This is a genomic window from Aureispira anguillae, assembly GCF_026000115.1.
GTDB classification, from domain to species: Bacteria; Bacteroidota; Bacteroidia; order Chitinophagales; family Saprospiraceae; genus Aureispira; species Aureispira anguillae.
In genome coordinates this window covers 5,677,279-5,697,605 of record NZ_AP026867.1, presented here as the reverse complement: position 1 = coordinate 5,697,605, position 20,327 = coordinate 5,677,279, and the positions used below count along the sequence as shown (strand labels likewise).

The 20,327-nt window shown below is 35.3% G+C and carries 16 protein-coding genes and 1 tRNA gene; 3 read left to right on the top strand and 14 right to left on the bottom strand.

Annotated elements, in window-relative coordinates:
* Window positions 1-141 precede the first annotated feature (141 nt).
* The 5 genes from AsAng_RS22290 to AsAng_RS22270 form a co-directional block, all read right to left on the bottom strand.
* On the bottom strand, window positions 142-834 hold the full coding sequence (locus AsAng_RS22290) for an SDR family oxidoreductase (RefSeq protein WP_264789315.1): 693 nt from the start codon (window positions 832-834) through the stop codon (window positions 142-144).
* A gap of 147 nt (window positions 835-981) precedes the next feature.
* The gene (locus tag AsAng_RS22285; RefSeq protein WP_264789314.1) at window positions 982-1,302 is read right to left on the bottom strand and encodes a hypothetical protein; all 321 of its coding nucleotides are present in this window, start codon (window positions 1,300-1,302) and stop codon (window positions 982-984) included.
* A gap of 85 nt (window positions 1,303-1,387) precedes the next feature.
* Entirely contained in the window at window positions 1,388-3,670 is a 2,283-nt protein-coding gene (locus tag AsAng_RS22280) for a tetratricopeptide repeat protein (protein ID WP_264789313.1), read from the bottom strand.
* 105 nt (window positions 3,671-3,775) lie between these two features.
* Window positions 3,776-4,483, bottom strand: a complete 708-nt coding sequence (locus tag AsAng_RS22275; protein WP_264789312.1) for a peptidylprolyl isomerase — start codon at window positions 4,481-4,483, stop codon at window positions 3,776-3,778.
* A gap of 3 nt (window positions 4,484-4,486) precedes the next feature.
* A complete protein-coding gene (locus tag AsAng_RS22270; protein ID WP_264789311.1) occupies window positions 4,487-4,879 on the bottom strand; it encodes a hypothetical protein in 393 nt (130 codons plus the stop codon).
* 1,316 nt (window positions 4,880-6,195) lie between these two features.
* On the opposite strand from AsAng_RS22270, the gene AsAng_RS22265 reads away from it, so the two are divergent.
* Window positions 6,196-6,624, top strand: a complete 429-nt coding sequence (locus AsAng_RS22265) for a helix-turn-helix domain-containing protein (protein WP_264789310.1) — start codon at window positions 6,196-6,198, stop codon at window positions 6,622-6,624.
* A gap of 289 nt (window positions 6,625-6,913) precedes the next feature.
* Here AsAng_RS22265 and AsAng_RS22260 read toward each other — a convergent pair whose 3' ends face one another.
* The 5 genes from AsAng_RS22260 to AsAng_RS22240 all read right to left on the bottom strand — a co-directional run bounded on the left by AsAng_RS22260 (window position 6,914) and on the right by AsAng_RS22240 (window position 10,571).
* On the bottom strand, window positions 6,914-7,597 hold the full coding sequence (locus tag AsAng_RS22260; protein ID WP_264789309.1) for a response regulator transcription factor: 684 nt from the start codon (window positions 7,595-7,597) through the stop codon (window positions 6,914-6,916).
* A gap of 4 nt (window positions 7,598-7,601) precedes the next feature.
* A complete protein-coding gene (locus tag AsAng_RS22255) occupies window positions 7,602-8,279 on the bottom strand; it encodes a sensor histidine kinase (RefSeq protein ID WP_264789308.1) in 678 nt (225 codons plus the stop codon).
* Between the two features lie 56 nt (window positions 8,280-8,335).
* Window positions 8,336-8,707 (bottom strand): hypothetical protein, encoded by a 372-nt coding sequence (locus tag AsAng_RS22250; protein ID WP_264789307.1) that lies wholly within the window; start codon window positions 8,705-8,707, stop codon window positions 8,336-8,338.
* A 341-nt stretch (window positions 8,708-9,048) separates the two neighbouring features.
* Window positions 9,049-9,735: a hypothetical protein gene (locus AsAng_RS22245; RefSeq protein ID WP_264789306.1), complete on the bottom strand. Its 687-nt coding sequence runs from the start codon at window positions 9,733-9,735 to the stop codon at window positions 9,049-9,051.
* Window positions 9,736-10,112: 377 nt separating this feature from the next.
* Window positions 10,113-10,571: a hypothetical protein gene (locus AsAng_RS22240; protein WP_264789305.1), complete on the bottom strand. Its 459-nt coding sequence runs from the start codon at window positions 10,569-10,571 to the stop codon at window positions 10,113-10,115.
* A 456-nt stretch (window positions 10,572-11,027) separates the two neighbouring features.
* On the opposite strand from AsAng_RS22240, the gene mfd reads away from it, so the two are divergent.
* Entirely contained in the window at window positions 11,028-14,417 is a 3,390-nt protein-coding gene (mfd, locus tag AsAng_RS22235; protein WP_264789304.1) for a transcription-repair coupling factor, read from the top strand.
* A gap of 24 nt (window positions 14,418-14,441) precedes the next feature.
* Complete coding sequence (locus AsAng_RS22230) at window positions 14,442-17,375, top strand: CHAT domain-containing protein (protein ID WP_264789303.1); 2,934 nt, start codon at window positions 14,442-14,444, stop codon at window positions 17,373-17,375.
* A gap of 1 nt (window position 17,376) precedes the next feature.
* On the opposite strand, the gene AsAng_RS22225 is transcribed toward AsAng_RS22230, so the two are convergent.
* The 4 genes from AsAng_RS22225 to AsAng_RS22210 all read right to left on the bottom strand — a co-directional run bounded on the left by AsAng_RS22225 (window position 17,377) and on the right by AsAng_RS22210 (window position 19,880).
* Window positions 17,377-18,057, bottom strand: a complete 681-nt coding sequence (locus AsAng_RS22225) for a hypothetical protein (RefSeq protein WP_264789302.1) — start codon at window positions 18,055-18,057, stop codon at window positions 17,377-17,379.
* A gap of 80 nt (window positions 18,058-18,137) precedes the next feature.
* Window positions 18,138-18,210: transfer RNA gene (locus AsAng_RS22220), tRNA-Phe, on the bottom strand.
* Window positions 18,211-18,288: 78 nt separating this feature from the next.
* A complete protein-coding gene (locus AsAng_RS22215) occupies window positions 18,289-19,095 on the bottom strand; it encodes a hypothetical protein (protein WP_264789301.1) in 807 nt (268 codons plus the stop codon).
* A gap of 8 nt (window positions 19,096-19,103) precedes the next feature.
* Window positions 19,104-19,880, bottom strand: a complete 777-nt coding sequence (locus AsAng_RS22210; RefSeq protein WP_264789300.1) for a UDP-2,3-diacylglucosamine diphosphatase — start codon at window positions 19,878-19,880, stop codon at window positions 19,104-19,106.
* Window positions 19,881-20,327: the final 447 nt, after the last annotated feature.

Here is a 20,327-nt window from a genome sequence, read left to right as displayed (position 1 = left end):
AAGATTACATACAACTTCACAACAAGTGGAGTTCTCAAAATTGACTAAAGAAGTGTGTTTTTATAGATTAGATAGTATGTTTTTGACCTAACTTAGCTCCCACTAAGTTAGGTTTCTTCTTTTAGCCTTATTGGCAACAATTTATATATCCCCCAATTGAGGTCTTAGAATAATTTCTTCTACAACTGTTCGGTCACTAAGTTGATAGATATCTAACAAAGACTGAGCAATATCATCTGCTTTCATAAAACGCTCTTGTGGCAAATCGGTTCCTTCCCAAGAAGCAGTATAGGTTGCACCAGGCATCATTGCCGTTACACGCACTCCCTTGTCTTTGACTTCTTCTCGCAATACTTTAGAAAATCCTAACATAGCATGTTTAGAGACGGCGTAAGCTCCATAAGGCATAATACTAGCAATGGAACAGATGTTAAAAATATGCCCTTTGTTTTGAGCCGTCATCATCGGAAGAATTCCTTGTGTCATATAATAAGTGCTATAGAGGTTTAGGTCCATCATCATTTCAAAAGCTGCTTCATTGTCAGCATTCGCCAAGTCACAAGGAATAAAAACTCCTGCATTATTAACCAAAATATCAATGGTTTTCCATGTTTGTTGGATGTGCGCCACAAAAGATTTAACCGCTTCTTTTTGAGACATATCAACTGCTTGAGCAATTACCTGTATTCCATGTTCTTGTTCAAGAGATGTTTTTAAGGCAGTTACATCGGTTTGTGTACGAGCACAAATAGCAACATTAAAACCGTTTTTTGCTAATAATTCGGCAACTGCTTTGCCAATACCTTTGGTTGCTCCTGTTATAATTGCGTTCATTGTGATGTTTTATTTTTGAGTAAATAACAATAGTCTATTGATTTTTTAGCGCATAGATTATGAACATAAAAGTTGCAATATAAAAAAAAATCAACCACTTAATCGGTAAGTGGTTGATCTAAAAATTTTGAAGCAATAAGTAGCTACCTATCGACTTTTATTATTGTTCTTTTTACGAGCAATATTAGCACTAGCTTTTGTTTGTTTATGTTTAATAGTTGCCCGTTCTTTTGCCGTTACTTTTCCATCTGCTTTGGCAGCTCTCTTGGTTTGGTTGATGTCTCTTTGTTGAGCCTTTAGCTGTTTAGTTTCTCTTTTGGTAAGCTCTCCAGATCGAACGCCTTGGTGGATACGGGCATTTTGATTCACTTGTTTTTTAGTAACTTCTTTTTTGGTGGTCTGAGCATCGGCATTAAAAGCAAAAGCAGTTATAGCAATTAGCGTCAATAGAAAATTTTTGATCTTCATGATATGTAATTTTGTGTTGGAGTATTTGATTTACAGCTACTAAGACTCAGGTTTTGCCCTAAGGTTTAATGAACTGTAAAAAAAATTATTGCTGTTTAGATGGATCGTAATTTGGATCAATTTCTTTCCAGCGATTGTGATACTCCGCTACCTTTTCCATTTGATTGAGATGACGATAAGCAATTTCTAAATTATAGAGAATTGGCACAGAATTCGGGCTCATTTCAACTGCTTTTTCAAAATAGCTGATGGCCTTATAATGGGAAGCAACGCCCTCTGTTTGTTTGCCCATCTGCTGCAACTGCATTCCTTTCATACCATAGGCAACGCCCAATAAGCGAAAACTTTCAAAGTCCTGTTTGGAATAAGTCAGAGATTTTTCAATAGAAGCCATAGAAGCATCCAATTGTCGCAAATGTTGCCCTAAGAGCTTGCCACGATCTCGATATACAACACCAAAGTTACGCTTAACATCGGGATGGTCAGGACGCAAGCGCATAACCTCATTATAGGCTTTGATCCCCGCATCATAATAAGCTAATGCTTGTTTGAATAAGGTTGTTCTTGAAGCGGCGTTTTGATTTTGGGCACCTTCTTTTTCGGTAATCCCTCCCAACATAACATTAGCATTTCCTCTTAACAACCAAGCATTATTATAAGTAGGATGCAATTGAGTAGCGATCAGAGATTTTTGTAAAGCCTCTTTTACAAGTCCTTTTCGTTGATTTCTATCTGCTGTTTTATTGGCTCGATCTTGCAGTACACCAGAAACGGCATTATTTAATTTAGCACTATAAGGCGAATTGTGAATGTCTGTAGTAAATAAGGTATAATCATCATACCACGCAAAATTTCGCACAACTGTTTTGGCTGAATAAAGGACACAAGCAATTGCCAGAACAGTAGCAGGAGGCTTTAAGGCATCTACCAAGCTTCCCCCTTTGGTCAGCGCCCTGCGAACCAACTCGTATAAACCCATTGCACACAAGGCACTAAATCCAACAGATGGCAAAAACATAAAACGTTCTGCCATATTGCTACCAATTGGGAAAATTAAATTGGATACGACAGAAAAGGTTGCCAAATAGAATAAAATAAAGAAGGCATATGCCTTTCTTTTGAGGGTACCTAAGACTAAAAGTAAACCCATCACCAAGTGGACAAAAACCGATAGCATAACTTTTGCCATCTGAAAGCTAGGGATAATATCTTGGTCGGTGCGAATGTGTTTGGGGTAATAATCATTGGTTAGTGGATGGGGAAAAATCAGCAATTTGATATATTCTATCCAGGTATACAAAACCGTAGCCAATCGCTCTCCTGTGGTAAATGAAACGTATCTATTGTTTTCTATTTTTAGGAAAGGGTCATTCATTAACTCTGTTGCTGGTGCATTGCCTGAGCCAACTACAGCTCCTGCATCACCTAATATAGGGGCTCGAACACCAAACCAAAAGCCTAGCACAATTGCTAAGTAAGGCAAGGTCTGTATCGCTATATTGGGAAGATCTTTTTTTGTGAAAAAATATAAAGCCGCAGGAATAATAGCTAAAAAGGTTACAGCATTTTCTTTAGAAAAGATGGCAAAAACAAAAGCTATAGCAGCAGCTATTTGGTACAAGAGTGCCTTTTCAGCTTCTTGAGCAGCAGCTTTTAGAATCCAATAAACCGCCAATACAGATCCTAGTAAAACCATAATTTCATCTCGTCCTTTGATATTGGCGACGGCTTCTGTGTGAATGGGGTGGGTGGCATAAAGCAAGGCTCCCGCTAGGGCGATGAAATACCCCTTGATGTTATTTTTGTCTCGTTCAGGGTTGAACATCTGCAACAGCATCAAATAAATCACAACACAGAGCCAAGCATAAAGCAATAAATTAAAAAAGTGGCTAACAAAGGGACTTCCTTGGTAGTTGACATCTCCATCCGCATCCAACACTACTTTTCCTTCACGATCGACAATTGGACTGCCGAAGAGTTGCAATTCTATAGCAAAGGTTGCCACTGACAGAGGACGGTAACGCCCACCTGCAACTAAATTCCTTTTGCTACCGAAAAAACCAGTGAAGGTATCTTCTCCCCAAATGCCAGGCATCCCTGCGAATCCCTTTTTGGTAAATTTGTTGCGCAAAATTACAATACTATCATCTACCGCATATTGATGGAACAAGGTGTTGGCATACAAAGCACAGCTTAATACAAAGATTAGGATAAGGTGCATTTGGTGGTTGACCCAAAAAGAATCTTCGAGTTTAATGCTCTTGATGGGAGGAGAGGCTGCTACTTTTTTTTGATTTGTTTTGCTTTTTGACGAAGCAGGGGCTTCTATAGTTTTCTTTTTAGTGGATTTTTTTTTCTTACTCATCATTAAGATTATTTAAATTGCAAGAGATCAATCAACGATGCCATTCTTGAGCCGTTTTAAGTGTTTTATCAACTTGATATAGCTTTTTTGCGTCTTGATTCGCCAGATTTATTTTTCAACTATGTTGACAATCATTCGGATATCTTCTATTGGTCGGTCGGGCAATGTAGGATCAACAGAACGATGTGTTTTAGCTTGAACAATTTTATCTAGGACGTTCATTCCCTTTATAATTTGACCAAACACAGTGTAAGTATTGTCATATTGAGGCGTTCCCCCATACATTTCGTATAAGTGAATTTGTTCAGGAGTATAATTTACTTTATTTTTTAATGAAATCTCCTTTACTTGATAAGCTTTGAGTGCCTGACCATGAATAATCATGAACTGAGAACCATTAGAAGATTTGTCAGGCTGATGCCCTACTCCTTTATGAAAACCACAGAGGGCACCTTGACGCATGATAAACTTAGAATTGAGCTCTGCAGGAATTCTATCTTTGGTATTTCCATTGCCCAACCAATAATCTGGAGCAACAGCTCCTTTGGATTCAGGATCTCCACCTTGGATCATAAAGTTGGGTTGCACACGATGAAACAATAAACTATCATAAAAACCTTCTTTCACCAGTTTTAAGAAATTATCTCGGTGTTTGGGGGTTTCATTAAATAGTTCGATCAGCATTTCTCCATATTGTGTCTGAATAGAAACTTTTGTACGGGGCTGTTCTATTACAAGATCTGGGGGAGTTGAGCTATTTGTACAGGCTGCAAAAAAAAGCCCAAGACCAAAGAGAACATAAATTATTTTTTGCATGGTTTAACTATTCTTTACATGTTGGATATATTCTGAAATTTTTCTTTTGAGCAATGTTTCTTGAGGAACACGTCCAGCGGGAGGAACTGCAAGTTGTTTCCAATGTGGCCAGCCATCATCATCATAACCTTCAAGTTCATAATAATTGTCATAACTTAATAGACGGCATACCGCAATATGCATTAAATCTTGCCGCTCTTCTTTGGTAAAACTATTGCGTATTTGCCCTAACTCTTGGAGCCCTATTGCAAATAGAATGCCTTGAAGATTAGGGAGTTTTTCAAGTCCCAGCATGGCTTTTATTTCAAACCTTGTCGCTAACCATTCTGCATCACCTTCTGGGCTATCCTCGTACAGTTCGTTTTCAATTATATCTATACCATCAAATTTTGCCATTATATCTAAGTGTTATTATTTTTTTTGAGTACCTAAAGTTTATTAAGTTTGGGTTTTCTTTGCGTATTTGTCCTCTCCTCAGCACATTTTTATTTGGTTGTTGGTGGTAAATAACTGTGATGAGAAGAGCTTAAAATACAAATTTTCATCAAAAAAGGGGAATGGATCAAGGTATAGGACAAAGCCATTCTTTATTAGTAACGAAATTAAAAGCTAAGATATAGCTCTGAGATGAGTTTTTGATGTTTTGATAGAGGATATTTAATATAAAAAAGCAACCTTGGGACAAGGTTGCTTTACTGAACATCAACATTGGGGATGAAAGGTGATTTTGGGTGCTACTTATATATAATTAAAAAGCAAACAGGGGAATATCCTAAATGTATTTTGCTTTTCTACAAAAGAAGAGCTACTTAAATAAAGATTGCTGTTAATTATATAGTTCTTAACTAGATATATTAGAATTAGTATTTTATCTTAGATGAAATATTATGAATAATAAACTCCTTTAATGAAGAAGATTGTATTATAAGATTAATATAGATGGTATAAAAGAAATAAAATAAAATTGCCCAAACAGAAAATTCACTAATTATCAATTTTATTTTTTGAAATTGTTTTCTTTAAATTTATGATAGAATATTAAACAGAAAAATAGTGATTATGCCCTTTAATTAAAAATAGTGTGAATTTGATTTTACCTATTAATAAGTATTACTTCGCTAATTATTCGTTCTGCTAATGAGACAGTTTTTAGTTTTTTAGCTTGCTATGTTCATGAGATAGCTAACAAAAAATATAAAAAGGTATCTTGTGTTAAGTTGATAGCCAATGTTTTAATGTTTTAGTTGGTAAAGTTATATATTGTTGATTATCAGCTTGATAAAAATATTGAAGCAGAGTAATGAATAAATAGAACCGTAATTAAAATATTCCCTCATAATTTAATAATTGTATTATTAAGATTATGTAAAAAAGTTTGATGGAAAACATATGTAATTAATGGCAAATTGGTGTAATAAGGTAAATGTTGGAATATTTGTCCATTAGTGTTTTCCCAATACCCACAATTGGAGGCAGATATAGCGTGTTTCATAGCTCTAGCTGAAAACAACTCGATAGTCATTTGTAGTGGCTATAGTAAAACTCAATTATAACCATCCCCCTTGAAAGTATTATGATACTTAAGTTCAATTGTTTTGTGTGGAATATATTTTTATCACATGGTTAGGGTCCATTGTGTTTGTCTTATGTTTACAAATTAAATCGATTTATTTGATATAATCAAATAAATCGATAATAAAATCAAGTAAATTGTGAAAATATTTTTTGGAAAAAATCTTGGATACCTATTAAAAAAGAAAAATGAGTCTAGGCAAGACTTAGCTAAGTTTTTGAATATAAGTGTCAATACAATCTCAAACTATGCAACAAACACAAGTTTGCCGAATCTTAATACTATTGTTCGAATCGTCAATTATCTTGATGTTGACTTAAACACAATGGTGCTTGTAGATATTGCAAAAGAAGATATTTCTAAAGATAAGTCTATTTTAGATGTAGAAGATCGATCAGATGAAATAATTAGATCTAAAAATCAAAAATATACTATAAATACTGACGATGATCAACTATTTGGTGAACCCAAGGATATCTTGATTCTTGAGTTGAGGAATAGGATTGATGATTTAAAAAGTAGAATTAAATTTCAGGAAGAATTAATACTGAAGATCTATAGCAACTAAAGCATAGCATGAAAGAGGTTGTTATTTAAGAATGACATCACGAAAAAAAAATAGCTGTATATATGTTGATCTTCTTGTACAAACCTTATTTACTAGTACTGATAACAATGCTTTTGTATATGACCAAGAATGTTTTTTCAATACATATTTGATTAGATTTATATCATCTCAAATTTAACTACTCAAAATTACTCCTTCCATTTTTTACAACTAAAGGGGCTTGTTTGGTATGAGCTGCCTCTAGCTTTTTAGAAATGCAAACTAGATTGTTCTAATTAGCCCTCCATTACTATATCTGTAAAGATTGGATATCAACAATATTTTTTTGGATCGCATAAATAATCAAGCCAGCTGTATTTTTTACGCCTATCTTAGACAATAATTTGTTTTTGTGCCCTTCAACCGTTCGTTTTGTAATAAAAAGTTTATTCGCAATTTCTTGTGCTGTATATTGTTGACAAATGAGTTGCAGTACTTCTTTTTCACGAGAAGTCAGGGTTGCCTCTATACTAAGTTTGGGTTTAGGAGCTTTAGGAGCGATTTGGGTGCGCATCATATCTACTTGTTCTGGTAAAAAATAATAGCCCTCTTGATTGATTGTTTCAATGATCTTAAGCAGTTCTGTAGGCAAGATCCCCTTAGGTAAAAATGCGCTAACACCTGTTTTTAACATATAGCCCATAAAGTATTTTTTGTAATAGGAGGAGATGACTATGATTCTAATAGAGGGGTATTTTTCCTTTAGAATACTTGTTAATTCTATGCCATCAAGTTCTTTCATTCTCAAATCAAGTAAGGCAATATCTGGAAGCTGTTCAGATTTTTCTAATTCTTCTAGGAATTCTTCGCCACTAAATGCCGATAAAAAAACATTTACATTAGCCTGTTGTGTAAAAAATCCTTCTAATAATTTTACAATCAGTTGTTCGTCGTCTACAATTGCAAGTTGGATAATATTTTTCTCGATAGTCATATATTTATTGTTTTGGACGTTCTAATAACGGTTGTTTGAGATAGAATAAAAAAGAGCTGCCTTGATTATTAGGGGTACTAAATCTAAAGTGACCATTCAGTATTTGACTTCTTAGGGCAATGTTTTTTAAGCCCAAGCCCTTCTTGGAAGAAGAACTATCAAACCCAACCCCATTGTCAAGTACTTGTACGGCTAGTAAATTAGGACTTAGGCGTAAATGAACTTGTAGTTGTGTCGCTTGAGCATGTTTGAGCGTATTGTTGATTGCTTCTTGAAAAATTCTGAACACCTGTAGTTTGGTATCTGATGTCAACATATATGGAGTACTTAAAGCATGCGAAAAATGTATAGAATGACTTTCTTTAATTGGAAAAATGAAATCTTCAATTAATTCCTTTAAACTACTTTGTTGCAACATTGGTGGGCTTAAATCATGTGAAATTTGCCGTGCCAAAGCAATGCTATCTTGCAACAAGGTACTGACGCTATTGATGTCTTTGGTTGTATGCAAACTCAATAAAGATATATTGAGTTTGGAAATTAGATCATCGTGCAAATCCGCAGCAATCCTAGTACGCTCTCGTTCTTGAACTAAAACGCTATCCTCCAACAACTGTTGTTGATGTGCCACCATTGCTTTTTGTAACTTTTGCTGTTCCTTGAGAATGCGGGAAAAGTACATTTTTGTAAAGGATACAAAGGTTATAATCAACATTGTGATAACAATCAGAACCATTGTTAACCAAAGGGCGAAATTTTCTGGATTTTGCCATGCTGCCATATCATATAAGTCAAGAATAGGTAAAGAAATAAAGCACTTAAAGCATTCAGTGTCCAAAAAGGCGTTACTAAATCTAAGGATTCATTGATTAGAAAATTAATGGATAAAAAAATAAAACAATTAATAGAAAAATAACTAATGAAACCCGAATTGAGCAATAGTAATTCTTTATCAATGGGCATTTCTTCTTTTAGGACTTTCCAATAGTAGATTAAACACAAAATAATAATCGTTAAATCTGCAATCACCTTGCTAAATGCATAAAAAGTTTCAGCATTAAATAAATCACATAGAAATAAAAAATCCAATAGGATTAAGCCAAGAGCCAAGAGAACAAAAAGTTGTAAATGACGGTTTTGCTTCCTTAGAAAAAAATCAAGATAAAGTTTAGAAAATATTGCTAATTCAATAAAACTGTATATAGGTAATAGAAACAGATTGTAATTAGTGCTTTTTAATAAATAGGTAGTTAAACTATCAATAAAAATCCCTACCCAAATATAGAGACTAATTAGTTTATATTTTGGGGTGAGTTTTTTATAAAAAAAAATACTAATAGCCCCCAAAGCATACATTGATAACTCTGTGATTCTCCAAATTGTTTCTATATGCATCTATTATATTACAATTTTATTTATTTACATTCGAATAAAATATTAAGTGTTTCTTGTTAGGATAGAGCATAGTCTAATAATTGAAAATGGGATGGGTTTGAAAATGGCGGTGCAGGCTTTATAAAATCCTTCGGATAGCGTCCTATAATTCCCTCAGATGTATGTCCCCAAAGCATCAAATCGATCTGAAATACATTGGGCATATTATCAATTTCTTTTAACGCTGGCAAAACGACAACCGATTCTGCCCCTCTAACCAAAAAAAGTTTTTTTAGATCACTAAAAGGAATGATAAAAGTTTGCACTAAGTCAGTCTGCTGACTAAGCCATAGGTCTTTGTGTAATGTCCATTGGGTAGAAGCTTGTAAGGCATCTAAAGGTTCTATTTCGTCCGCATTACCTAAACTCATATTAAAATGAACATTGGGCAATATGGCTCTTTGGTAAATGCTCTTTTTCAGTTTTTCTAAGTATTCCGCTTGATGAGATTCTACGGGCTTTTGGTCGGTTATATTATCAACAGAAAATAAGTGAAGTGCAAAATTGGGTGCTCCAGGAGGAATCTCCAAGCCCATATAGGCATGAATTTCAGTAGGATTGTTAGAATTCCATGCTTCAAAATCTTCTATTGAGATTTCAAAATAAGCTCCTTGGTTAAAGTAGTTGCTGACAGCAGTGGAATTGTTTCGGGTATCATTCCATACATTAATGGCATTTTTGGCTTGGTCTATAATGGTACTCATCGTCTTGAAATTTTGGGTGAAATAAAGTGATGTGATTTTAGTTTTATGAGGGATATAGTTCTTTACATTTAATTTTAGATTATTTTTAGAATATATATAAACTATAAGAAAGGTTTGGGGCTTTATAGATCAACTAAGTGCTAGGTGTTAAAATTTTGTCTAAGGTCTTTCGAAGATTAGGACAGTAAAACCATAGACGGTAGGACTAATGTAGTGAAAAAAAGTATAAGTGATGTAATTAGTTGTTTATTTTGATATGATTTTTTATAGAATATGGCTGGCGATTGGTTTATAGGCTAGGAGATTAAATATCATTTGATCGTATGAAATTGAATCAGAGAACGATTCTTTGTTTTATCGCCATTCAGAAAACCTATTTATTCACATTTACATTGCCATTTTTTGACTCCATCATGTTCTGAACAAGTGCCTCGACCTGTTGAATAGCTTTTGAAATGATCGGTACAAATAGCACCAACTCTGTCTTGTCTAGTCGCACTTGGAGCACAATCACACATTGGGAAATAATACTGATAATTCAATTCTTTTTTTAGAAGATGCAAAGTCCCCAAGGGGATCGCAATCAAAAATAATAATATCCAAAACGCAGAGCGTTGATGGTCGGATTGAACTTGATGCTGAAATTTCTTTTCTAGCCAATACCAAATTAAAACGAGTGGGATGGAAAGCCCTAAGCCCGTACCATACTTACCCACAAAGGATTCGTACTCTCCAAGGTGTTGAACAATTGTAAAACTAAAAACAAGAATAAAACACAACAATAAAAATCTAAATTTTGACTTTAAGTAGTTGACTAAGCGTAAGACTATTGACATTGGTTGCGGTTTTGATGATTTGAAATGCTTAATTGTAGATTACCCTCAGATGAACAGTATGTTACAAAACGAAATTATTTTTTATAGATAAGGTATTGCCTTACTCAATAAGAACATTTTTTGTTGATAAAGCTTATTTTTGGAGCGTTTTTTATTAAACCTCTTAAGACATAATTACTATCTTTGCCGTTTTAGGGCAGTTCTTCTTTAGAAATTATGGTTCTTTGATAAATCGTGAGGTAAACACTAAAAAAGGGTAAGCTTTTAACTACTTTTTAGCTTCGCTGCTACTACATGGTTTTAGAAGAAAGTTATAGGTCGTAAGTCGTATGCTTAGTTCCTGTAAATACAGGACATACGACTTACGACCTATAACTTATAACAAAAGTAGTAATAAGCAGGCAAGGTAGTTTACGATTCCACACAATTTGTCAAAGAACCGAAATTATAATTAATATGAATTTAGAGCAACTTTTTCAGCAGTATACCACAGATCCTCGAAGCGAACAAATTGTAGCTACTTTAAATAAAAAAGAGCAGCTAAATTTACAATTAAAGGGGCTGATAGGCGCACAACCTGCTTTTGTGATAACAGCAATTCATCAGCTTTACCAAAAACCATTTTTGGTGGTTGCACAAGATAAAGAAGAAGCCGCTCATTGGCAAAATGATATTAGTTCTTTATTGAAGAAAGGCAAAGAAGCCTTATTTTTTCCCGATTCTTATCGCCGCCCAATGGGGTTTGACAAACTGGATAGAACCTGTGTTTTGCAGCGAACAGAGACCGTTAGTAAACTTGTGGAGCATCCTAATGCACCCGCTATTGTTGTTACGTATCCAGAGGCTTTGTTTGAAAAAGTTGTTGCGCCATCTAATTTGAAAGATGCGGCTATTGAAATCAAAGTAGGAACAGAATTAGATGTGCCATTTTTGGTGGAAATACTAGTTGAGTATGGTTTTGTAAAAGTAGATTTTGTCTATGAGCCAGGGCAGTTTTCTGTACGAGGGGGCATTATCGATATTTATTCTTATGGCAATGAACACCCTTATCGAGTAGAGTTGTTTGATGTAGAGGTAGAAAGCATCCGAACCTTTGACCCTACCTCTCAGTTGTCTACTCGAAAAATTGCATTTGTAACGATTGTACCCAATGTAAATACAGAATTTGAGGCACAGCAAAAAGTTTCTTTATTAGAGGTACTGCCTAAAGAGACCGTCGTTTGGATGGCAGATACACAGATGCTCTTAGATAAGCTGCAAACTTGTTTTGAAAAATCAAAAGAGTTTTTGTCGGTAGTAGAAGAATTGGCAGCTAAAGCTAGAGGAGAGGAGAGCTTATTGCTGCAAGGGGCTGCCTTTTTGTATCCTAGAGAGGTAATAGGAGCGCTAGATCAATATTCAGTTTTGGAATTGAGCAACGAAACTTTGCTAAAGCCAACAACGCTTATTAGTTATCAGACCACACCACAGCCAAGTTTTAATAAGAATTTTAAGGTGCTTATTCAAAACTTAGAAGAGAATACTAAAAAAGGAATTACCAATTATATTTTTGCTGAAAATGTAAAACAAATTGAACGTTTTTATAGCATTTTTGAAGACCTAGACGTACAGGTGCAATGGCATTCGATTCCTACGGCTATTCATCAAGGGTTTGTGGATTATCACTTAAAGGTAGCCGTTTATACCGATCATCAGATTTTTGAACGTTACCATCGTTCTCGTTTGCGTCAAGGTTTTGATAAAAATACAGCACTCAAAATAAAAGCCTTGAGCGAGTTGAAGCCTGGGGATTTTGTAACACATATTGACCATGGAGTTGGGCGCTATGGAGGGTTAGAAAAAATAGAATTGCAGGGGAAACACCAAGAAGCCGTCAAATTGGTGTATAAAGACAATGATATTCTTTACGTGGGAATTCAATCCTTGCACAAAATATCAAAATTCACAGGCAAAGAAGGATCTGCGCCTAAGGTACACAAATTGGGGTCAAATGCATGGGTGAACACCAAGCGGAAAACCAAGAAAAAAATCAAAGAACTTGCCTTTGATTTGATTAAATTATACGCCAAGCGAAAATCAACTGTTGGAATCGAGTTTCCTGAAGATAGCTATTTGCAAAATGAATTGGAGGCTTCTTTTATTTATGAAGATACCCCCGACCAAGCCAAGGCAACGCAGGAGGTTAAGGAGGATATGATGAAGCCTTACCCTATGGATCGATTAATTTGTGGCGATGTAGGGTTTGGAAAAACGGAGATTGCTGTTCGGGCTGCTTTTAAAGCTATTGTTGCAGGAAAACAGGTTGCGGTGTTGGTACCAACTACTATTTTGGCATTGCAACATGCTCAAACCTTTCGAGAGCGCCTCAAAAAGTTTGACGTAAAGGTGGAATACATCAACCGTTTTAGGACGACTAAGGAAAAAACAGCCATCTATAAAAAATTGGAGGCTGGAGAAATTGATTTGTTGATCGGAACACATGCCATTTTAAATAAAAAAGTAAAATTTGGTGATTTGGGGCTTTTGATTGTTGATGAGGAGCAAAAATTTGGGGTGGGAGCCAAAGAAAAATTGCGTAATATTCGAGTGAATGTAGATACATTAACCTTAACTGCTACTCCAATTCCTAGAACCTTGCAATTTTCATTGCTGGCCGCAAGAGATTTGTCGGTTATGAATACACCACCTCCCAATCGACAGCCTATAGAGACGGAGGTGCGTATATTTAGTGGGGATATGATTAAAGAAGCAATCGAAAATGAAGTTAATAGAGGTGGGCAGGTCTTTTTTGTGCACAATCGGGTGCAAAACCTAGCGGATATGGCTTCTATGGTCAAAGAATTGTGCCCTAACGTTGATATTGCAATGGCGCATGGTCAAATGGATGCTACAGCATTGGAGCAGACTTTAATGGATTTTATTAAAGGCTATTACGAGGTTTTGATTTGCACAAATATTATTGAGACAGGGCTTGATATTTCGAATGCCAATACCATTATTATCAACAATGCCCATCATTTTGGCTTGAGTGATTTACACCAGCTAAGAGGTCGGGTGGGACGTTCTAACAAAAAAGCATTCTGTTATTTATTGGCGCCTCCAATGTCTACCTTAACTTCGGATGCTCGCAAGCGTTTGCAGACCGTAGAGCAATTTTCAGAATTGGGAAGTGGTTTTAATATTGCAATGCGAGATTTGGACATTCGAGGTGCTGGAAATTTATTGGGAGGAGAACAAAGTGGTTTTGTAATGAATATGGGGTACGAAACCTATCAGAAAATTCTGAATGAGGCGATCCAAGAACTGAAACAAACCGACTATAAGGAGTTGTTTAAAGAAGAATTGGAGCAAAAACGAGAATTTGTCCAAGATGTCAATATTGAATCTGATTTGGATTTGATGATCCCTGATGAATATGTTGCAAGTATTCAGGAGCGATTGGCTTTGTATCAAGAGCTGAATAAGATTAAAGATGAAGCAGGAATTGCTAAATTTAAAGAAATGTTGGAAGATCGTTTTGGTAAAACACCTAAGGCGGTTAACAATCTTTTTGAGGCGATCCGAATTCGCTGGAAGGCAAAAGGTTTAGGTTTTGAACGAATTATGCTCAAAAACAGAAAATTGCGTTGCTATTTTGTTAGCGATCAGCAATCTGCTTTCTTTGACAGTCAATTTTTTGGAACACTGCTAGGGCACATTCAAAAGAAAAGCGACCATCGATTCTTTCTAAAACAATCTACTCGTTATCTAATGTTGGTTTGTGAGAATGTCAAAGATTTTAAACAAACCCACGAAATACTTCAACAATTAGAGAAAGCTGTTTTGAAGGAAGTAGTTGAACATTAGCGGAGTATTATAATAAAAAAGCGAATGAAAACTCCTTATCAAATATTGATTGTTGGAATTGCATTTTTTTTGTTGCAAGCGAATTTAATGGGGCAATCTGATGCTGCCCAAAAGGTGCAGCGGTTGGATGAGTTGTACGAACGCAATTACAAAAAAGGAGATATTGTTGCAGCAGAATTTAATTTGTTGGAGGGGCTCGAAATACGAAAAAAAGAATTAGGGAATAATCACCCAATTACCTTAGATGCACTTGCTACTTTAGCTGGATTTTATCAGAAAACAGGACAATTAGAAGATGCTGAGCGGATTTACAATCGTTTATTGTCGCTTGCTAAACAGGTCTATAGGGAGCAAGACAAGGATTTGGTTGGGATTATTTATAATACTGCTGTTGTGTACAATGATTTGGGGGAGTATGAGCGTGCACTGGATTTATATACTTATTTGGAAGAGCTTTGTTTGGAGCATTTTGGGAAAGAACACGCTGCTTACGCCTATGCGCTAGAAGGGCTTGCTACGACCTACTATAATTTGGAACGTTATGGAGAGGCAGAGTCTTGTTACAAGGAGGTCTTAACGATTCAAGAAAAATTATCGGGTACTAGCAATGCAAAGTTTGCTTTTACCTTGAGCAATCTGGCTTCTGTTTATCAGGCAAAAAATAAAAACAAAGAGGCTATTAAATTGATTAAACAAGCCTTGTTTATTCAAAAAAAAACACTGGACAAAGAGGATAAAGAATATGCCAATTCACTCAATACGCTTGCTGTTTTATATACCAAATTGGAGCGTTATGATGATGCTGAAGCTGCTATAAAGGAGGGCTTGACCATTATGTCTAAAAAAATAGGCAATGAGCATCCTTGGTATCTAATTGCTCAATCTACTTTGGTTTCTTTGTGGATTCGAAAAGGAGCTTATGAGCAAGCAGAGCAGCTTTGTCTAGACTTAAACCAGAAACAGGCTAAGTTATTGGGCAAAAAACATCCTTTTTATATCAATACACTAGGCTTAACAGCAAAAATTTATCGAGATAAGCAACAATTGGACTTAGCCTTGAAGTATATTATGCAAGCCTTAAATGCGACGTTTTCGGATTATCAACAAAAACTTCAGTACTCCGAGCGTTTTATTCGTCAAATACCAACGATAAAGTACGATTACCAACTAAAGATTAATCATATCTACGAAATACTATCAAGTATTTTATATGCATATTACAAATCTACAGAAGATAAAAAATGGTTGGAGCAGCGGCATGAAGTCATTAAGCAAGTGATTGTATTGAATGAGCGATTTCGAAATGAATTTACCTTTGAAACGGACAAATATACCGTGCTTAATACCGTAGCAACCTTTATTAAGCTCGGAATGGAAAGTTGTTTGGAATTGATGGAGCTCGGAGGGGGCAATGAATACAAGGAAGCTGCTTTTTGGTTTGCAGAACAAAATAAGTCAATGCTTTTGTTGGATGCCTTAAGATCTAAACAGAAGCACCATTTTGGCGGTTTACCAGATAGTTTAGTGCAACAAGAACGAAGTTTACAAAAGCAAAAATCTATTCTTCAAAAAGAGCTATTAGAGGCTACTTCACCCACCAACTCTGCAACGGTTAGAGCTAATTTAAATCAGTTAAACAATCAAATTAACCAATTTAAACGCACCCTAAAAAAAGCGTATCCAAAGTATTTTCAAACAAAGTATGGACAGGCGCTGGTCTCTAATACAACAAAAGAAATCCAAGCAATGCTTGAACCTCAAACCACTCTTTTGGCTTATTTTGTTGCAGATTCAATAACCTATTTATTTACACTCACTTCGGATCAATTAAACGTTATTCCATTAGCCGTTGCAAAAGAAAAATTGAAGGAAAATGTTGCCGTTCTTCATAAAGCATTAAGTGACTATCATTTTATATTGAGCGACAGTTTGACGGCTTGGAAGTCATACACAACAATGGCCAGTTGGTTTTATCAAGAAATGGTTGAACCTGGGATTAGAGGGCTTGAAGGTATTCAACAATTAATTGTTATTCCTGATTATGAACTAGGACATTTGCCATTTGAAGTGTTCTTAAAAGAGCCCCCAACCCAAAAAGGATATAAGAACTTGTCTTATTTGCTAAAGGACTATCGGATTAGTTATAATTACTCTGCTACCTTGTGGAAAGAGAATAAAAGCAACCTAAATTGGGTCTCTAATGGTGAAGTATTGGCTTGTGCATCTAGTTATGGGAAAGAAGAAGAAGCTAAGCTATTCGAAAAAAGAGGGCGCAGGTTGGGGCAATTAAGAAAAACATTAAAACCTTTACCTGCTGTGCAGAAAGAAGTGAAAGGAATTGCAGCAACTTGTTCAGGAGATTTTTTGGAAGGAATCGAGGCGAATGAAGCCTTTTTTAAAAAGAATGCTTCTAATTATGGAATCATTCATCTAGCGATGCACGGCATTTTAAATCAAGACGCACCCATTTTGTCAAGCCTTGCCTTTAGTGAAAACTTAGCCACTGAAGAAGATAATTTTTTGCATGCTTACGAAATTTCACAGTTAGACTTAAATGCTCAACTGGTTGTTTTGTCTGCTTGTGAGACAGGAGTAGGGAAATTTGAGCAGGGAGAGGGCGTGTTATCCTTAGCTCGTTCTTTTATGTATGCAGGGGTACCATCCCTTGTTGTTTCGTTGTGGCAAGTACATGATTTTTCAACAGCCCTATTGATGCAGGATTTTTATGCCAATTTAATGACTGAAATGAATAAAGCAGAAGCTTTGCGCCAAGCCAAGATGACTTATATGGATCATGCTAAAGGCATAACTGCACATCCAGCATTTTGGTCTGCTTTTATACCCATAGGGGACTCTAGTCCTATTGTTCAAGAGTCGCCAAGATTAAAACTTTGGTGGGGGATATTGGTTTTGGTACTAATTGTCTTTTTCTGGAAAAAATATAGCAGCGACTCGTAATTTATTTTTTTTGGTAAAAGAATTGATAAGAAAGAGATCCCATGTCTCCAAAGCTATCTAAATAGATGGTACAAGAGAAGTCTTTGGGAAGTTGCTTTAAGGTGGTAGGAATTAGCTCTAATTCGACCAACTCAGTTGTTGAGAAATCACGTTCAGCAATTAGTTTTTGATTGGATTCTATCCTAAATATCGGGTAAGGGTATATTTGTCCTTTAGGGTTGTGATCTTTGATGGTTAGCGCTAAAAAATTTTGTCCATTTTGGCGCAACAAATCGATGTTGGTAACCTCAAATTGATTCTTCCCAACGGGCATTGAAGTATACGAAAATACAAGGTCAGGTTCGGTATTGTGTAAGGTGTTAAGATGAACCTTGCAATTAAAATCCTTGGGGAGTTGCTGTAATTTAGTTTTGACTAGGACTGTTTTTAGGAGCATATAAGTGATCTCAGTTTTTAAACGAGTACCATCTTCCAACTCAATTTGGATTTTGGGATAAGGAAATGAACGCTCAAAAAAACTCTGCTCGCTACCCGAAAATATAACTTCTAAATAATGGTCTTGATTTTCTGTGATGAGTCGTATTTGCTCAATTTCCAATCCATTTGCAATTTCTTGTAACGTTTGTGCTTGGGAGTTGCTTATAATCGTAAAGAATAATACAACAGTAATAAAGTAGTGCATATTAAGCTTAACGGGGAATGAAATAAAAGGGGGGACGGTGTTAAACAAAAAAGCATCTTGAATAATTTCAAGATGCTTTGTGGCCTCTGGCAGACTCGAACTGCCGACACACGGATTTTCAGTCCGATGCTCTACCAACTGAGCTAAGAAGCCAATACCTTTCCTTTGAAAGCGACACAAATATACAACATATCATTCCAGTTCTCCAAATTTTTTCACAAAAAAAAATAATTATTTTTGTTTTAAATCAATGATGTTGATTTTATTTGGATATTTTATATATATACGCTCTTGTGCAATACTTATTTGTTCTAAATTGTCTTTGACGAAGGGAAGTTCAATTTTTTTTGTTTGAAAGGATAATAAATGATAAGCTTGAAAAATTTTCTTTTCTACATAGAATAATTGTCCCTCGTATAATTGGAAATAATCCAATTGCGGGATCTCAATTGTTTTGATATAATTTCCAAAAATGTCAAAAACCAAGATTCCAAGATTTGGAGAATTCAGATAGACTCTTGAATTTACCTCTGTGAGTCGATTGGGGATTATTTCTTCTGACAAAAGGAGGTTTAAGTCGGTGCTTTCTGCAAGCACATTATTTTGACTATCTATTTTTTTTAGGGTATAAGAGTTGTTATCAAAAATCCAGATGGTATTGTCAGAAGCAGTACCTAAGGCTTGGACTTGTGAAATGTCTAAGATCGATAAATCGTGGCGTTGTATTTCGCTAAGGGTACGATCCAAAAAAAGGACAGTAGCATAATCGTCATAATAGACCAAAACCCTAAGTGGGTTACTAATATCAACATAAGAAATTTGCCCTAAGCTATTTTCATTAAATTGATACAACAAAAGACCATCAGGGCTGTATTTTGACAAGGTATGATCATCTTCAATTAGGTACAGATGTTTCATTTTGTCTACTTCCATCCAACGAGTGGTTTTGGAAATTGTTTTTAAGGGTTTAAAGGTATAATCTTGGGCATAAGAATGCCCTGTCAAAACACAAAGGAAACAAAGAAGTAGTTGTACCATAATTGAGATTAATGCTTAGCGGTTGCGAGATCAAATGATAAATTCTCAAATGCCTTTAATTCTAAATTTTGCCCATCAAACTCTACATAAGTACAGTAACCAAACCATTCTCCTAAATTTAGATAGCGACTTTGTTGATTGTCCAAAAGAATATCTAAGGGGAGATGGCGATGACCAAAAATAAAAAAATCTGTTTGGGGCAACTGTTTTAATTTATAGTTAGCATATAACAACAACCATTCCTTATCCAAGCCTAAAAAATATTCTGGTTCTTTTTGAGCAGATCGACTACTAGAAGAAGAGTAATTTGCCAAGCGAATTCCTAGATCGGGATGAAACCATCTAAATAACCATTGGCAGAGTCGATTCGTAAATATTTTTTTCAGCCGTTTGTATCCATAGTCATTAGGACCTAAACCATCTCCATGTGCTATAAAAAACTGTTTTCCTTTGAGCTCTATTTGTAGGGGCTGATGGTGTACTTGGATGCCCAATTCTTTGGGAAAATAATCAAACATCCAGATGTCGTGATTGCCAACAAAAAAATGAATCTCTATACCTCGGTCGCTTAGTTCGGCTAATTTACCCAACAAACGAATGGCCCCTTTGGGGACAACGGTTTTGTATTCAAACCAAAAATCAAAAATATCACCGACCAAAAAAATAGCTTCTGCATTGTGTTCTATAGACCTTAACCAGCGCAAAATTTTAAGCTCTCTTTTTTGGCTTGCTTCAAAAGTTGGTGCCCCTAAATGAAAATCAGAGGCGAAGTAAATTTTTTTCATAGTTTAACAAATGATGAATTTGTGATTGTTTACGGTGTTCTTAATGAGCTTGTAATGTCGATGAAAAAATTGGGTTTTGAAAACAAGAAAAAAATGGAATAGCTAAAGTTATACTAACTTTGCAGAGTTTGAGAACCTTGTAAAGAAAATTGTAAAATAAATTAAATTTTTTATTTGGAATAAAAATGAGGATTAGAGGTAATAAAAGCCTAAAATTTCTCGTTAAGAAGAGAACCTACCCCAATAGGTATTAATCACACTAACCCTAATTTAGAAGGAACAATGAGTGTTTGATGTAATAATAAATTGAAACACTTATTTTTTAGGGAATAAAATGTTGACATCCTATTTGAAAACAAAATTACACGCAACTATCACAATGAAGGAAATAATAAATTTGGGCACTTATAAAAGTTGTTGCCTAGTATTTTATTAATAGAGAGATAA

Excerpts from the sequence above, each read along its gene's own strand:
- AsAng_RS22245 (WP_264789306.1), bottom strand. The coding sequence starts at position 9,735 with ATGAGTACCATTATAGACCAAGCCAAAAATGCCATTAATGTATGGAAT.
- AsAng_RS22215 (WP_264789301.1), bottom strand. The coding sequence starts at position 19,095 with ATGGTACAACTACTTCTTTGTTTCCTTTGTGTTTTGACAGGGCATTCT.
- AsAng_RS22260 (WP_264789309.1), bottom strand. The coding sequence starts at position 7,597 with ATGACTATCGAGAAAAATATTATCCAACTTGCAATTGTAGACGACGAA.
- AsAng_RS22285 (WP_264789314.1), bottom strand. The coding sequence starts at position 1,302 with ATGAAGATCAAAAATTTTCTATTGACGCTAATTGCTATAACTGCTTTT.
- AsAng_RS22290 (WP_264789315.1), bottom strand. The coding sequence starts at position 834 with ATGAACGCAATTATAACAGGAGCAACCAAAGGTATTGGCAAAGCAGTT.
- AsAng_RS22280 (WP_264789313.1), bottom strand. The coding sequence starts at position 3,670 with ATGATGAGTAAGAAAAAAAAATCCACTAAAAAGAAAACTATAGAAGCC.
- AsAng_RS22255 (WP_264789308.1), bottom strand. The coding sequence starts at position 8,279 with ATGTACTTTTCCCGCATTCTCAAGGAACAGCAAAAGTTACAAAAAGCA.
- AsAng_RS22225 (WP_264789302.1), bottom strand. The coding sequence starts at position 18,057 with ATGCACTACTTTATTACTGTTGTATTATTCTTTACGATTATAAGCAAC.
- AsAng_RS22230 (WP_264789303.1), top strand. The coding sequence starts at position 14,442 with ATGAAAACTCCTTATCAAATATTGATTGTTGGAATTGCATTTTTTTTG.
- AsAng_RS22275 (WP_264789312.1), bottom strand. The coding sequence starts at position 4,483 with ATGCAAAAAATAATTTATGTTCTCTTTGGTCTTGGGCTTTTTTTTGCA.
- AsAng_RS22270 (WP_264789311.1), bottom strand. The coding sequence starts at position 4,879 with ATGGCAAAATTTGATGGTATAGATATAATTGAAAACGAACTGTACGAG.
- AsAng_RS22240 (WP_264789305.1), bottom strand. The coding sequence starts at position 10,571 with ATGTCAATAGTCTTACGCTTAGTCAACTACTTAAAGTCAAAATTTAGA.
- AsAng_RS22210 (WP_264789300.1), bottom strand. The coding sequence starts at position 19,880 with ATGAAAAAAATTTACTTCGCCTCTGATTTTCATTTAGGGGCACCAACT.
- mfd (WP_264789304.1), top strand. The coding sequence starts at position 11,028 with ATGAATTTAGAGCAACTTTTTCAGCAGTATACCACAGATCCTCGAAGC.